This is a genomic window from Jeotgalibacillus campisalis (assembly GCF_000829515.1).
Taxonomy (GTDB): Bacteria; Bacillota; Bacilli; order Bacillales; family Jeotgalibacillaceae; genus Jeotgalibacillus; species Jeotgalibacillus campisalis.
This window is the reverse complement of sequence record NZ_JXRR01000008.1, coordinates 311,513-324,274: the sequence shown is the minus strand read 5'-3', so window position 1 is coordinate 324,274 and position 12,762 is coordinate 311,513. Positions and strand designations below refer to the sequence as shown.

Genomic DNA, 12,762 nt, shown 5'->3' with positions numbered 1-12,762 from the left:
TCTGCAGACTTCCTTAAACTCCTGCAATGCGCTCAGCTGCTTTTCTTGCACCAGCTATATTTCTTGCGGAAGGACCCAATTCAAGCTCAGCAAGGGGCCCGGAAACAAATAAATGTTCACACCATTCGAGGGATTCGTCCACAATCGGAAAGCCGCAGTTCGCACATTGAAGCTGATTCTCCTGAATAAGCTCCTGCAGCCAGCGTGCTTCCATCAAACGGCTTGAAAAACCTGTTGCAAACAGCACCGTTTTCACTTTTGCTGTTTCGTTTGAGTGTGTAAGATTCAAATGAATCGATGACGAATTTTTTTCCCAAGAACCGACCTCATCTAAAATAAATGTAAAGGATCCTTCCTTTTGAAGTCTTTTTAACCGGGTAGCAAGTTCACGCGGAACGGATCCTTTATGTCGCACCTCCGAAATCAACTTTCTTCTTTTGTCATACGACTGTATTTGCTCAAATGAACGCATGTTTTTAGGTCCAAGCCAGCCGGGATCACTGTCAAAATCATGAATGCGGTTTTCATGACGTGCAATCTGTATGACCTTCCCTGGAAAAAGCCCCGATAGTTTAATCACAAGATGAGCGGCAGTGATTCCCCCGCCGATCACAACCACCGGAGGAATAAAAGAAGGTACCTTATCTTCAAAAATATGTCCTGCCTGGTTCGGGAAGGCAGCACTAAGCTCCTTTCCCCATTCAGGCGTATATAACTTATTGTTCGTTCCGGTTGCGACCAAGACATTTTTACTTTTTAATCGCATGCCTGTATCTATTTGAACTTCCCAGGCAGCATTTACCCTTTTTATTTTTTCTACGTCTCCTTTTACCCATGCTTTTTGCAATTCCACTTCCTGAAAAACTGATTTACTATGCGTGTTAAACAGAGAAAGAGAGGGCCGGCTGTACGGTCCATAAAAAGTGCCTTTGCCGTCCGCTTGTTTCCCATACGCCTTTAAACTGAAAGGATTAACATCAACATGGTGCACACCGGGAGACCGAAGATAAGGCATTGAAATGGTTTCAGTCCGTTTCTTCCATTGATAGAGCGGCTCAGGATATGGATCAATAATCTTTACACGGGTGATATCGGTTTTCCGGTTCTTCAAAAGAGACGCCGCAATGGTGCATCCATGAATTCCTCCACCTATAATGATCCAATCATACATTTCCTATTTCACCGTACCCTTCAATAAACTGTCCTCTTTTTACATATCAAAATGAAAAATCATAATACTGCCATTCCTATGTCTCTTGCTTCCGAGTACTTCCTCAGATACATCTGTCCACTTTACATATTTCATTTTTTCTTCCAACTGATTATCAATTTTCATTTCAATTTGTTTCATTTTTACCATCGTTTTTTCAAAGGATAGGCCAAATTGATCTGCAGCCTGCTGGTGAGGCGAATGCTTCACTAATAAAGTCATAAACTGATCGGAAGTGCTCGATTGCGCAGCAAGAGAATCTTCCATCTCTGTAATATACTCATACAGCTGCCGCTCAACTTCCGGCAGTTCACCAATAATCTGTCGTGCAAGTATCTCCATTAAATGCTGATTCACCTTAACCACCTCTGATTAATCAAACTATTTTGCTGCTAGAGCTGAATTACTACCAGCTTGCCTTTTTCACACCAGGCACCTGACCCTTATGTGCATACTCTCTAAATGCAATTCTGGACATTTTAAACTTGCGCAAATAACCTCTGGGACGACCCGTCACCTCACAGCGATTTTTCAAGCGGGTCGCAGATGAATCACGCGGCAATTTCTTCAGTGCTTCATAATCCCCTTTTTCCTTTAACTCTCTTCTTAACGCTGCATATTTTAACACCATTTCCTGGCGCTTTTTCTCTTTAGCAACTTTTGATTTTTTAGCCATATTATATTCTCTCCTTTTAAATCGTAATCATTACGCTTTAATAAGTAAATCATATTCATTTCGATTTATCAACTATTTATTTCATATAAAAATCCCGACAACAGATCTTGTCGGAATAAGTATATTCAGCCTGTAAAGTTTTCAACTGCCATTAATATAAAAACACTGCTCATCAGTGCGGCGTTGCATAGTATAAGGATTAAATTGCGTCCTGCAACGGCAAAAATCAGGCCGGCAGCTCCTAGTACGAACGTCAGCCAAATGGCCGTTTCAAGTCCGAATGTAATTTTTATCAGCCATAAGAGTACACCTGCAATGAAAAAGAGTAATGAAGTTTTTGTTTTATTCATGGCTGCCTCCTGTTCATAAAGTGGATATATCCTTATTTTCCCTCTACTTCGCTCATTCTAAACATATGAACCTGCCTGAAGGCTGTCATATTTAACCCGTATACAAAATATGATATACTACAGAAAAGACGCTTGGTGCTCAACACACCAAACGCCGGCAATAGAATGCCCTCTAAGGGTGACAGCATAAAGCAGACAACGAATAATCCACCTGAGCCGCCAAACTCAAGGGTGGATTATTCTTTTTTGTTAAATGACAAAATCGAAACGACGAGACCCGAAAACGCAATCATCATCATAATTCCTTCGAACGTTGTCAAACAGCATCACCCCCTTTTCAGCGGGATGTGCCGACCACCCTTGAGAAACAATTCTATTGTTAAAAACAGTTTACCATATTAACGAAGGTTGAAAATGGGAGATCTGGCTGAGAGTGCCCAGTATGCCTTCTGACTAACAAAAAACATTCCTTAAGCAGTTTCCTTTTGTAACTAATTAAATCAGCGTATACTACATCATGTACTAGAAACTGATTGATTATTTAAGGAGGCTACAAATCATGACAGCACCGTATTTACAACCTTATACATTTTCAAATGGCGTTACGCTGAAAAACAGAGTGATGCTCGCACCTATGACAAATTTTGCTTCAAAAGAAAATGGTGAAGTATCTCAAGAAGAACTCGCTTATTACGAAGAAAGATCTGAAGGTGTCGGAACCGTGATCACTGCCTGTGCGAATGTTACAGCAGATGGCAAAGGATTCCCTGGTGAAATTGGTGTGGACCGTGATGAATTAATCGATAGTCTGTCTACTCTTGCAAAAGCCATTCAAAATAAAGGCGCAAAAGCGATTCTGCAAATTTTTCACGGCGGACGTATGGCTCCACCGGAACTGCTGCCTGACAACCAAACTGTAAGCGCAAGTGCAGTCGCACCATTGCGTGAAGGAGCAATGACGCCGCGCGAGCTGGAACCAAAAGAAATAGAATCGATTATCAAAGCATTCGGCGAAGCAACACGCCGGGCAATGGAAGCGGGCTTTGACGGAGTTGAAATTCATGGCGCAAACACCTATTTATTGCAGCAGTTTTTCTCCCCTCATTCGAATCGCAGAGACGATCAATGGGGCGGAACGCTGGAAAAAAGAATGGCCTTCCCGCTGGCTGTTGTGGATGAAGTACTAAAAACAGCAAAAGAAGATTCTTCCTTTATTGTTGGCTATCGTATTTCACCTGAAGAAATGGAAGAACCGGGCATTACAATGGAGGACACTCTTACATTTGTCGACCGTCTTGTCGAGGAGAATCTGGATTACCTCCATGTTTCAGTTCAGGACTTTAACGCAGGTTCAATGCGAAACCCTGAAGATAAAGCTTCCCGGGTTCAATTAATTCAAGACCGGGTTGGAGAAAAAATCCCTGTTATTGGTGTTGGTTCTCTTCACACACCAGAAGACGTGGAAAAAGCCATGGCAGGCGGCATTCCATTAATCTCTCTCGGACGCGAACTCATTATGGAACCAAAATGGGTGGAAAAAGCAGCGAACAACAAAGCAGATGAAATCAGAACAGACTTGTCAGTTAATGACAGAGAAGAACTTGTCGTTCCTGAGCCCCTATGGCAGGCGATTATCAATACACCGGGCTGGTTCCCCGTTCGTGAACACGCAAAAACAGAAGAATAAACCACAAAAACCGCGCTTTAATTAAAGCGTGGTTTTTTTTAGGCCGTTTATATTTATATTTATTTAAAAATGGCGAGAACCCCCCAACTTCTCCCGTTTTTTGCCAATACGTTGGGGTCGTTCAAATTAAGGAATCGATGGGTTTTCCTCACTTGTGATAAACTGTTTTTCAAAGCGGATTTTTGAAGGACGTGAAGACAGGATGTTCAAAAATATATTGGCTGTAGCAGCAGGCGGGGCGCTTGGGACCCTTTGCCGCTACTTTCTAAATACACAAACACTTACATTTTGGCATAGTTCGACCATTGGCACAGTTCTTGAAAATCTTTCAGGAAGTCTCCTGCTTGGTTTAGTTACTGGGTTCCTGGTCCACAGACAAACGAAAGAATGGGTGAAGCTTGGTCTTGGCACAGGATTTTGCGGAGGATTTACCACAATGTCCACTCTCGCCTCAGATACCCTGTTTCTCTCCCCCGCCCACTCTATGGCACCTTCAGTTCTTTATGTAGCCATTTCACTATTTGGAGGTATTGCTCTCGCCTTTGCCGGCATACTTTTAGGCGAAAAATGGGGAAGGAAAGAAGGAGGGCAGCCATCATGAATTTATTGCTTGTGAGTATAGGAGGAGCACTCGGTGCTGTCAGCCGCTATTTAATAGGGCTAATGATGCAAAAAAGATTCCCCGCCCCCATCATTCCAGTCGCTATGCTTAGTGTGAACGTAATGGGCTCATTTGGACTTGGACTTTTTTTAGGGATAATCTATGGTGCCATTCCAGTTAATGCCATGCAGGATTCCATTTATCTGGTGATCGGCGTCGGTTTTTTCGGGGCGTTTACAACCTTCTCTACGTTCAGTATTGAAACCGTGCAATTATTCCGGGAGCTTGCTTACAAAAAAGCGCTGCTTTACATAACCATTACTATTGCGGGAAGCCTCCTGCTGTTTATATCCGGGCTATGGATCGGAAGTGTGGGACGCTAGAAAACCATTTTTCACCATTTCATTTATGGGGTCATTTGAATTAAGTGCTGGTCCTGGGTTTTCATCAAGGACCTGCACTTTTCGTAGTATTAAAAGATTTTTTTCTGATTTTTGTCTTCTGAAATCATCACAACCGCTTCTCTAAAACGCTGGGAATGGACAATTTCCCTTTCCCGCAAAAAGCGTAATCCATCATTTAAATCTGGATCATCTGATTGATCGATAATCCATTGATAGGTCGCCCTTGCCTTCTCTTCCGCTGCGATATCCTCATACAAATCCGCAATGGGATCCCCTTTGGCCTGTATATATGAAGCAGTAAATGGAACTCCAGCAGCATTGTTATAAAATAATGCGCTGTCGTGACTGACGTAATGTTCAGCAAGGCCCGCTTCTTTTAACTGCTGCGGCGTGGCGTCTTTAGTCAGTTTATAGATCATTGTGGCAATCATTTCCAAATGAGCAAATTCTTCTGTTCCAATGTCTGTTAACAGCCCTATTACTTTTTCAGGAATTGTGTACCGCTGATTTAAATAACGCAAAGCAGCTGCCAGCTCCCCATCCGCCCCGCCGTATTGTTCCATTAGATACTTTGCAAGTGTCGGGTTACATGTACTGACTCTCACGGGATACATTAATTTTTTTTCATACGTCCACATATGAGCACCTCATCTTTTTATACTTGCCAAGGCCAGGGAGCTTCACTCCATTCCCATCTCTGATCATTCCTCATTGGCATCCCAAATCGTAAAGGGCCATGTTTTGCTTCAAATTCAATTTTTAATTTCAAACTGTGGGCAGCATAATGATTGTATTGCTCGATGGCTTGAGAATCATTCGGATGTGTATCAAGGTATAGAACCAGCTCAAAAATGACAAAATCAACTGCCTGAATTTCCTCCAGCTGCTTGTAATAGTCCGGGCTTAGAGGCTGCGCCATAAGAGTCAACCTCCTTTATTTTTTATATGGATTCTCATAATAATCATAAAATGGAACCCAAAGTGTGCCCTTTCTAAGCGCTTCGATCGCTGAGAATTGCTTAAAATTCGGAGGCTGAAAACCAATAAATAAGTTCGGAGGCGTTACATAATACTTGACTCCAATAGGGGGACACGGATCAAAAGGACCTCGAAACGGTTTATAAGACCTTCTAAACGGAACATGTCCGTGCGTCATTTTTTCACCTCCCACATAGCACCTTACCCTCCGAGTATATTCACACCAAAATAAAATAGTCATAAAAATGCAGGCGGATTAGGGAGGTAATGCAGTAAAGGGGTCTGGCCCCTTTACTGTTTTACCTCCCTGTCATATTTTCTCCATATAAAAACCACTTTGCACTGATAGAAATCAGTTCAAAGCGGCGGCTAATTCACTATTACTATGCTTATAGAATCTCTGCTGGATCACAACTTCGATTTGACGGTATTTCCCGCCTTCATTTCTTTAATTTCGAACAATCGATTCATCCTGCTGTTTTAAAAGATCTACATTTGCTTTTGTATCTTCTATCGTTTTTTGCACAATTTGCTGATAGGCTTCTAAAAGCTCCTGAATCCCCTGTTCACGTTCTTCCCATTTGTGAGTAAAAGCAAGCTGATTGTCCCCCAGTGAGGAAACAGGTGGTGCAGTCAATGTCACGTCAGCCAATGCCCGCTCCACATCAAGCAGCGCCTGGATTACAGTATGATGATGCAATTTAATTACAACCATGATGCTAGCCCCTTCCTGATCTCACCCAGTTTACTGATTGCGCTGTCAATTGCATCTTCCCCTTTTCTGATGAGATCTTCCGCTTCATTTGAAACGATATCCAAAGCGGTCAAGGCAGCAATTTGATTTTGCAGTGTACTGATTTTAGATTCAATCGAGCTTATATACATGGAAAAATCATAATGAAGGATTTGATCCATTTTTTCACTAGCCGCTTCACGATCTTCATCAAATGAATCAGCACGAGTACCTTTCCATGAAGCTCCAAGTTCAGGTTCAGTAAGGGTTTTCTTTTCTTGAAACCCTGTCTCCTGCTCCCGTTTAATATCGCTTAACGCCGTTTCGAGCCGTTGAATATCTGCTGCAATATTCGAGCGCTGAGACGTTATACTGCTCGTTAAATTATTTAACTCTCCCGCCAAATCCATTTTAAAAACCTCCTTAATGACTGCCGCACAATTTCTACTATTTTCCTATATTGTACTGGTGGAAATGATAGACAGGCAACCGGCATGTTGTAAAATTGGATAAAATAAGAAATTGGACCCGATTTCATAAGGTAGTTCAAAATGACCGTCTTCTTCCGGTATTCTCACAACTTATGAACCTCTTATAAGATTTGGAGGATTCCATCTTTTGAATCATATTAGTATTAATTTATACGACAGTAGAAATGCTTCAGTTTACTTCACATATTCAAACGATTGAATTTTCTCTGTAAGCGCCCCAAGGCTTTTCGTCAGTTCTTCAAGATGTTCTGACATAGAAGTGAACTCTTCTGCTGCAGCAAGCTGTTCCTCTGATGTGGCAGAAATCCCTTTAGCATAAGCTGCCCCTCCAGAAGTATAACGCTTTGATAATTGGAGTGTTTCTCTCATCATTTTTTCCTGTGCGTGAAGTGTCTGTGTAATGACAGCCAGCTCACTGACCTTTTTATCCACCGCTACAATCGACTGGTGAATCTGTGAGAAGGTACAGGACGTCGCTTTCATCTGGTTTTCACTTTCCTGAACTTCTGTTAATTCCTCATCAATTAACGCGCCCATCTGCACATTCTTCAAGTCAATTTGTTTGATCATTCCCGTAATCTGTTTCGTTGCAGATTCAGATTGACTGGCAAGCCTCCGCACTTCTTCTGCCACCACAGCGAAACCTTTTCCCGCTTCTCCTGCTCGAGCGGCTTCAATGGAAGCATTAAGCGCTAATAAATTTGTCTGATTGGCAATTTGACGGATCGAACTGGCAAACGCATCAATGTCTCTCATTTGCTGACGGAACTGATTCATTTCTTCCTTAATTTTCAAAGAAATGGAGGATACTTTTTTCAGTTGTTCTGACGTCTGCTCTATTGCTGACTGCCCATTTACTGCAAACTGTTCTGCCCCAGCCATTTGTGCGGACAAATGATCTGCATGGTCCTTCATTAATATAGCTGCATCTGTTAATTGATTCAGCTCCGCCAAGCTTTTCTCACTGGTCATCGACTGACGGTCCGTATCCTTCATCCAGTCTGTAATAGAACCCGCTACTTCAAGACTGACACTTTTTGTTTGCTCCGCTCCTGCTACGATGCTTGAAGCAACTTGCTGCAGGAAGTGAGAAGACTGCTTTAATTCATAAACGATCTCATCGAAACGCAGCTGATTCTGCTGTTTTTCTTCTTTGTATCCCTTTTCATTTTGTTGTCTGCTGTAAACAAGTGCACTATTTGCTCCCGCCGTTAAAAGTAAAAACACAGCATGAATTAAAAGCAGTGGAAACGAGTAATTCTCTGTCCCGCATAATAGAACCGGAAACAGAAAATACCCGCCCAAGTGATGAACGGCAAAAATCACCGTGCTGATTCCAATCATAAGAATAGATCCAAAATAAGCAATCAATGCAATAACCATAAAGATTGAAAAATGATACTCTACCCACCCATTGCCAGAAGCGATAATCAGCATGGACCCATGGGTGAGCGTAAGTGTAATTAAAAGTTTAAACCACACGCTTTCCGGTCTTTTTATGTAATAGAAAGTAGCAGCAGCTAAAAAACCTATAGTTAAACTTGCCAATAACATATATACCCGCTGATCCCCGCCGCTCATGACATCGTTGCGCAAAAGCAGGGCCGTCGCCTGTCCAAACCCTAATTGTGAATGAAGAAACCAAACAATACCAGCTAACGCGACCGTCATATAAGCAAAAAGGATCATCAATCTATTCCCTTTAAAAATAACCACCTTACCACCATCTCTCCCAATTAAATAATCCTAAATACCTATTATCTATTATATAACCTTTCTTTTCCATTATAAATATGCTGTTTCTCTTTATTTTTTATTGGAGGATCGTTAAACTTCTTGCTCTCTATTTAAATTGTGTTCAACTCTTGAAATTCGTTAACAGCATGTTATACTTATTTCGTTCATAACGGTTGACTTTTCTTAGAGAGAAAAGTGGTTTTAAATCAAGTGCTCTTATAAGAGGAAGGAGCTTTCTTCTCCTATCCCAGAAAAACGGAAAGTATCTTGAGTCAATAGAGTCCTTAACAAACATCCATATTCTGAGCCTAACCAAGTCAAACAATCCTTAGTTAAAATAGTGCATTTCTAAATGAAATCATTATTTTAATTAGAGTTATTGGGACATGAGTTTTCAGATGCGCTGATTAAAAGTGGATCATAATCAATACCCTTATTTCTGTAAATTCACATTTTCGGATAAGGATTATTTTTCATGCATATAGAATAGGTCTGCTTGTTCCCCTGCCTTCATTAGCTGGGAATGACTTTTGTGAGACTCAAAAGTCAACAAATAAAAATAGAGAGAGGTAGAAAAATGAAAGGCGTTTTTACAAAAGAAGAATGGTTTGGAAATATAAGGGGAGATGTTCTGGCAGGCATCGTCGTTGCACTTGCTTTGATTCCAGAAGCGATTGCCTTCTCCATTATTGCAGGGGTTGACCCGATGGTAGGGCTTTATGCGTCTTTCTGTATTGCCGTGGTCATTTCATTTGTCGGCGGTCGTCCGGGAATGATCTCAGCTGCAACTGGGGCTATGGCGCTCTTGATGGTTACACTCGTTGCGGACCATGGCCTTCAATATTTATTTGCAGCGACCGTTTTGACAGGTATTCTGCAAATTTTCGCAGGGGTATTTAAACTCGCTAAATATATGAAATTCATCCCCAGATCCGTCATGATTGGATTTGTGAATGCTTTGGCCATTTTAATCTTTATGGCTCAGATTGACCATTTTGTTGGTGAATCCTGGATTATGTATGCATTAGTTGCTCTTACTCTTGCTATAATTTATTTATTGCCACTTCTGACTAAGGCAGTCCCTTCTACTTTAGTCGCTATAATCGTTGTCACGGCAATTGTTATTTTCATGAACATCGGGGTGCGTACCGTTGGAGACATGGGTGCTTTGACGCAAACCCTGCCAATGTTTTTAATCCCTGATATTCCACTGACGTTTGAAACACTGCAGATCATTTTCCCATATGCTGTTGCCTTAACCGTTGTAGGTCTGCTTGAATCACTTCTAACTGCTTCCATCGTAGACGATGCTACAGATACGGATAGTGATAAAAATATGGAAACACGCGGACAGGGAATTGCCAATGTGGTGACTGGATTTTTTGGAGGGATGGCTGGTTGTGCAATGATTGGACAATCGATCATTAACGTGAAATCAGGAGGAAGAGGAAGACTTTCTACCCTCGTCGCAGGGATATTCTTAATGTTTTTAATTGTCATTTTAGGAGGAGTCGTGGTTCAAATTCCTATGGCTGCACTCGCTGGTGTCATGATTATGGTTTCCATCAGCACGTTTGATTGGTCCTCTTTAAAAACCATGCATATTGTACCCAAAACAGATGTGGCGGTTATGGTCGTTACAGTAGCAGTCGTTGTGTATACCCATGATTTATCTCAAGGCGTTTTAGCAGGTGTTGTTTTAAGCGCATTGTTCTTTGCTGCAAAAATATCTAAAGTAAAAGTGATGTCTTTGCTTGTGAACGATGGCAATAAACGAATCTATTATATTCGCGGTCAGATTTTCTTCGCATCAGTCACTGAGTTTCTCGAGGAATTTAAATTTTCAGAGGATGTTGAGGAAGTTGAACTGGACTTTTCCGCTGCCCATTTGTGGGATGACTCTGCTGCTGGGGCGATTGACAAAATTGAAATGAAGTTTAAACAAAATAATACCAAGATCCACTTTAAAGGCTTGAATATCGAGAGTAAGGATCTGATGAATAAAATAGGCGGTTTATCGAATAATGGTCACTAAGTGATTCCATAGGAGGGATGAGAAATGAAGAAAATAATGGTTGCTATAGATGGTTCGGAGCATGCAGAGCGTGCACTTCAAAAAGCAATATCAATTACTGCTTCTCCAGAAGAATCTTCTATTGATTTGGTATATGTAGTAGATGGAGACAAATCAAAATCAGACGTCCTTCATTATGGCGATAGCGATACCGCCCGCTATAAACGAGAAAAAATGCTTGAGAAAAACGCTGACATTGCAAGACAAAAAGGCATTCAGGTTTCAATCGAAATTTTGCACGGAGACCCTGCAGAAACCCTCATATCCTTTGCCAACAGTAAAAGCTATGATCTGGTTTTAGTTGGCAGCAGGGGGCGAAATAAGCTCCAAACCATGCTGCTAGGCAGTGTAAGCCACAAGCTCGTAAAATATATTGATGCCCCTGTAATGGTGGTTAAATAATAAAAACAGTAAAAAAGCAGATTCAGCCTGTGGCCTGAATCTGCTTTTCTTGCATTTAAAATCAGTTTATCTTACTCATAATCTGGCAGTTGCGAATGTCTTTTAAATGCACAAGCTCCACAGTCGAAGGGTGGGTTTTTCTTTTTAAAGCACAAAAATTTTTATTATCAACTGAAAGGATGGTATATTCTTCTCCGTTATAGAGTATAATATCTCCTTTTTTCATATTACTTCCTCCGTTTAATTGTTGTTTCTCATGGAATAGGGACACTTGTGAAACAAGTTTACTGCCGCGCTGCATCATGTTTTACAAGCCTTCACTTTTTTTACACTTTTTAATCTATGAATACAGTCATATCCCAAACTTAAATATGACGATTTATCTAATCATTCGAGCAGATTCGACGACCACACTCTTTAGTTATTATATCATCTCATACCAGCCTGTACTCAACAATATGAGTTGAGGAAATTTTTTCAGGCTGTTCCTCCCATCAAACTAAACAAAATTTATAACAGCACATCTCTGAAATTAGCTTATTCAGCTTTGCTTTAATTTGACAACAAAAAACGAGCCCGATTCCACCGAAACCTACAATAAAACCAATAATGCGTCTATTGTTACAAGGCAGTCTTCAGTGATTTACATTATTAAGCTTGAGCTCATCACAGTCGATGCTTTCTTAATCTAAGGTTCAGCAGCCGATTGTTCGCTCCTGTTTTCAACTAATTGACTCGTTATCATTAACCTCTCCTAAATCTCTTTTTTCTACCTAATAAAACAAATTTTTTCAGGTTTCTCATCATATTTTTTTTACCAGAGGGCAGGCTAACAGGGTTCACTGAGACTGTTTTCAAGCTTGGTGAAAATTGAAAAGGAGGAATGACGATGGGAATTTTAAGTGGAAACCCTAAAACAGAGCCTATGCATTACGGAGAGGTATTTGGAACATGGTCTTATTTAACAACCGCAAAAGCAGGTGTAGCTGCACACCAGGTCATGATGAATCATGTTGGGGACCATGATCTGCAAAAACTAATGGATGAGGCAATTAAAGTCAGCGAGCATGAAATTGATCAAATTGAAACAATCTTGCGCGAAAATGGGATTGGTCTACCTCCTACACCGCCTGCGCGTCCGGTTGCAAAGTTGGATGAAATCCCTGAAGGTGCCCGCTTTCAAGACATGGAAGTGTGCGCGAGTGTTCAAGCAGCCATCGCCGCTGCACTTGTCAGCTGCAGTCAAATTATTGGTCAATCTGTGCGTGAAGACATCGCTATGCTATTTGGCCAATTCCATATGGAAAAAGCACAACTTGGGGCAAAAATTTTAAACCTGAGCAAAGACAAAGGCTGGCTAATTCCTCCACCCCTTCACCAAGTGTAATTGGTTTTTTTTATTCTATTAAAATTTCCTTT

18 protein-coding genes are annotated in these 12,762 nt (G+C 41.2%); 6 read left to right on the top strand and 12 right to left on the bottom strand.

The annotated features are described in order from the left end of the window. Positions 1-13: 13 nt before the first annotated feature. From KR50_RS05070 to KR50_RS18885, 5 genes are all read right to left on the bottom strand, one after another. Positions 14-1,171: an FAD-dependent oxidoreductase gene (locus tag KR50_RS05070; protein WP_041055650.1), complete on the bottom strand. Its 1,158-nt coding sequence runs from the start codon at positions 1,169-1,171 to the stop codon at positions 14-16. A 39-nt stretch (positions 1,172-1,210) separates the two neighbouring features. Continuing rightward, the gene (locus KR50_RS05065) at positions 1,211-1,567 is read right to left on the bottom strand and encodes a hypothetical protein (protein WP_041055648.1); all 357 of its coding nucleotides are present in this window, start codon (positions 1,565-1,567) and stop codon (positions 1,211-1,213) included. A 49-nt stretch (positions 1,568-1,616) separates the two neighbouring features. Continuing rightward, entirely contained in the window at positions 1,617-1,886 is a 270-nt protein-coding gene (rpsN, locus tag KR50_RS05060; protein ID WP_041055644.1) for a 30S ribosomal protein S14, read from the bottom strand. A 125-nt stretch (positions 1,887-2,011) separates the two neighbouring features. Beyond that, on the bottom strand, positions 2,012-2,236 hold the full coding sequence (locus KR50_RS05055; protein WP_041055641.1) for a hypothetical protein: 225 nt from the start codon (positions 2,234-2,236) through the stop codon (positions 2,012-2,014). Between the two features lie 236 nt (positions 2,237-2,472). After that, a complete protein-coding gene (locus tag KR50_RS18885) occupies positions 2,473-2,556 on the bottom strand; it encodes a putative holin-like toxin (RefSeq protein ID WP_408606141.1) in 84 nt (27 codons plus the stop codon). A 239-nt stretch (positions 2,557-2,795) separates the two neighbouring features. On the opposite strand from KR50_RS18885, the gene KR50_RS05050 reads away from it, so the two are divergent. The 3 genes from KR50_RS05050 (at position 2,796) to crcB (ending at position 4,907) form a co-directional block, all read left to right on the top strand. After that, positions 2,796-3,923: an NADH-dependent flavin oxidoreductase gene (locus KR50_RS05050; RefSeq protein WP_041055638.1), complete on the top strand. Its 1,128-nt coding sequence runs from the start codon at positions 2,796-2,798 to the stop codon at positions 3,921-3,923. 202 nt (positions 3,924-4,125) lie between these two features. Then, complete coding sequence (locus KR50_RS05045; RefSeq protein WP_041055636.1) at positions 4,126-4,524, top strand: fluoride efflux transporter FluC; 399 nt, start codon at positions 4,126-4,128, stop codon at positions 4,522-4,524. Then, the gene (crcB, locus tag KR50_RS05040; protein ID WP_041055634.1) at positions 4,521-4,907 is read left to right on the top strand and encodes a fluoride efflux transporter CrcB; all 387 of its coding nucleotides are present in this window, start codon (positions 4,521-4,523) and stop codon (positions 4,905-4,907) included. Before KR50_RS05045 ends, crcB begins: the two co-directional genes overlap by 4 nt. 89 nt (positions 4,908-4,996) lie before the next feature. Here crcB and KR50_RS05035 read toward each other — a convergent pair whose 3' ends face one another. From KR50_RS05035 to KR50_RS05010, 6 genes are all read right to left on the bottom strand, one after another. Then, positions 4,997-5,566, bottom strand: a complete 570-nt coding sequence (locus KR50_RS05035; protein ID WP_041055632.1) for a manganese catalase family protein — start codon at positions 5,564-5,566, stop codon at positions 4,997-4,999. Between the two features lie 17 nt (positions 5,567-5,583). Continuing rightward, complete coding sequence (locus KR50_RS05030) at positions 5,584-5,847, bottom strand: spore coat protein CotJB (RefSeq protein ID WP_041055630.1); 264 nt, start codon at positions 5,845-5,847, stop codon at positions 5,584-5,586. 15 nt (positions 5,848-5,862) lie between these two features. Then, positions 5,863-6,084, bottom strand: a complete 222-nt coding sequence (locus KR50_RS05025) for a spore coat associated protein CotJA (RefSeq protein WP_041055628.1) — start codon at positions 6,082-6,084, stop codon at positions 5,863-5,865. Positions 6,085-6,354: 270 nt separating this feature from the next. Then, complete coding sequence (locus KR50_RS05020; RefSeq protein WP_041055626.1) at positions 6,355-6,621, bottom strand: YwqI/YxiC family protein; 267 nt, start codon at positions 6,619-6,621, stop codon at positions 6,355-6,357. Further along, complete coding sequence (locus KR50_RS05015) at positions 6,612-7,049, bottom strand: YwqH-like family protein (RefSeq protein ID WP_041055623.1); 438 nt, start codon at positions 7,047-7,049, stop codon at positions 6,612-6,614. Before KR50_RS05015 ends, KR50_RS05020 begins: the two co-directional genes overlap by 10 nt. Before the next feature lie 255 nt (positions 7,050-7,304). Then, positions 7,305-8,846, bottom strand: a complete 1,542-nt coding sequence (locus tag KR50_RS05010; protein ID WP_156969463.1) for a methyl-accepting chemotaxis protein — start codon at positions 8,844-8,846, stop codon at positions 7,305-7,307. Positions 8,847-9,444: 598 nt separating this feature from the next. Between KR50_RS05010 and KR50_RS05005 the strand changes: the two genes are divergently transcribed. Continuing rightward, positions 9,445-10,902, top strand: coding sequence for a SulP family inorganic anion transporter (locus KR50_RS05005; RefSeq protein WP_041055618.1), 1,458 nt, complete (start codon positions 9,445-9,447; stop codon positions 10,900-10,902). A 24-nt stretch (positions 10,903-10,926) separates the two neighbouring features. Next, complete coding sequence (locus tag KR50_RS05000) at positions 10,927-11,343, top strand: universal stress protein (protein WP_041055615.1); 417 nt, start codon at positions 10,927-10,929, stop codon at positions 11,341-11,343. 61 nt (positions 11,344-11,404) lie between these two features. Here KR50_RS05000 and KR50_RS18435 read toward each other — a convergent pair whose 3' ends face one another. Then, positions 11,405-11,569, bottom strand: coding sequence for a hypothetical protein (locus KR50_RS18435; protein WP_156969462.1), 165 nt, complete (start codon positions 11,567-11,569; stop codon positions 11,405-11,407). Positions 11,570-12,232: 663 nt separating this feature from the next. On the opposite strand from KR50_RS18435, the gene KR50_RS04995 reads away from it, so the two are divergent. Then, positions 12,233-12,730 (top strand): DUF3231 family protein, encoded by a 498-nt coding sequence (locus KR50_RS04995; RefSeq protein WP_041055576.1) that lies wholly within the window; start codon positions 12,233-12,235, stop codon positions 12,728-12,730. Positions 12,731-12,762: the final 32 nt, after the last annotated feature.

Coding starts and splice junctions, on each gene's coding strand:
- KR50_RS05070 (WP_041055650.1), bottom strand. CDS start 1,171: ATGTATGATTGGATCATTATAGGTGGAGGAATTCATGGATGCACCATT.
- rpsN (WP_041055644.1), bottom strand. CDS start 1,886: ATGGCTAAAAAATCAAAAGTTGCTAAAGAGAAAAAGCGCCAGGAAATG.
- KR50_RS05055 (WP_041055641.1), bottom strand. CDS start 2,236: ATGAATAAAACAAAAACTTCATTACTCTTTTTCATTGCAGGTGTACTC.
- KR50_RS05050 (WP_041055638.1), top strand. CDS start 2,796: ATGACAGCACCGTATTTACAACCTTATACATTTTCAAATGGCGTTACG.
- KR50_RS05045 (WP_041055636.1), top strand. CDS start 4,126: ATGTTCAAAAATATATTGGCTGTAGCAGCAGGCGGGGCGCTTGGGACC.
- crcB (WP_041055634.1), top strand. CDS start 4,521: ATGAATTTATTGCTTGTGAGTATAGGAGGAGCACTCGGTGCTGTCAGC.
- KR50_RS05035 (WP_041055632.1), bottom strand. CDS start 5,566: ATGTGGACGTATGAAAAAAAATTAATGTATCCCGTGAGAGTCAGTACA.
- KR50_RS05030 (WP_041055630.1), bottom strand. CDS start 5,847: ATGGCGCAGCCTCTAAGCCCGGACTATTACAAGCAGCTGGAGGAAATT.
- KR50_RS05025 (WP_041055628.1), bottom strand. CDS start 6,084: ATGACGCACGGACATGTTCCGTTTAGAAGGTCTTATAAACCGTTTCGA.
- KR50_RS05020 (WP_041055626.1), bottom strand. CDS start 6,621: ATGGTTGTAATTAAATTGCATCATCATACTGTAATCCAGGCGCTGCTT.
- KR50_RS05015 (WP_041055623.1), bottom strand. CDS start 7,049: ATGGATTTGGCGGGAGAGTTAAATAATTTAACGAGCAGTATAACGTCT.
- KR50_RS05005 (WP_041055618.1), top strand. CDS start 9,445: ATGAAAGGCGTTTTTACAAAAGAAGAATGGTTTGGAAATATAAGGGGA.
- KR50_RS05000 (WP_041055615.1), top strand. CDS start 10,927: ATGAAGAAAATAATGGTTGCTATAGATGGTTCGGAGCATGCAGAGCGT.
- KR50_RS18435 (WP_156969462.1), bottom strand. CDS start 11,569: ATGAAAAAAGGAGATATTATACTCTATAACGGAGAAGAATATACCATC.
- KR50_RS04995 (WP_041055576.1), top strand. CDS start 12,233: ATGGGAATTTTAAGTGGAAACCCTAAAACAGAGCCTATGCATTACGGA.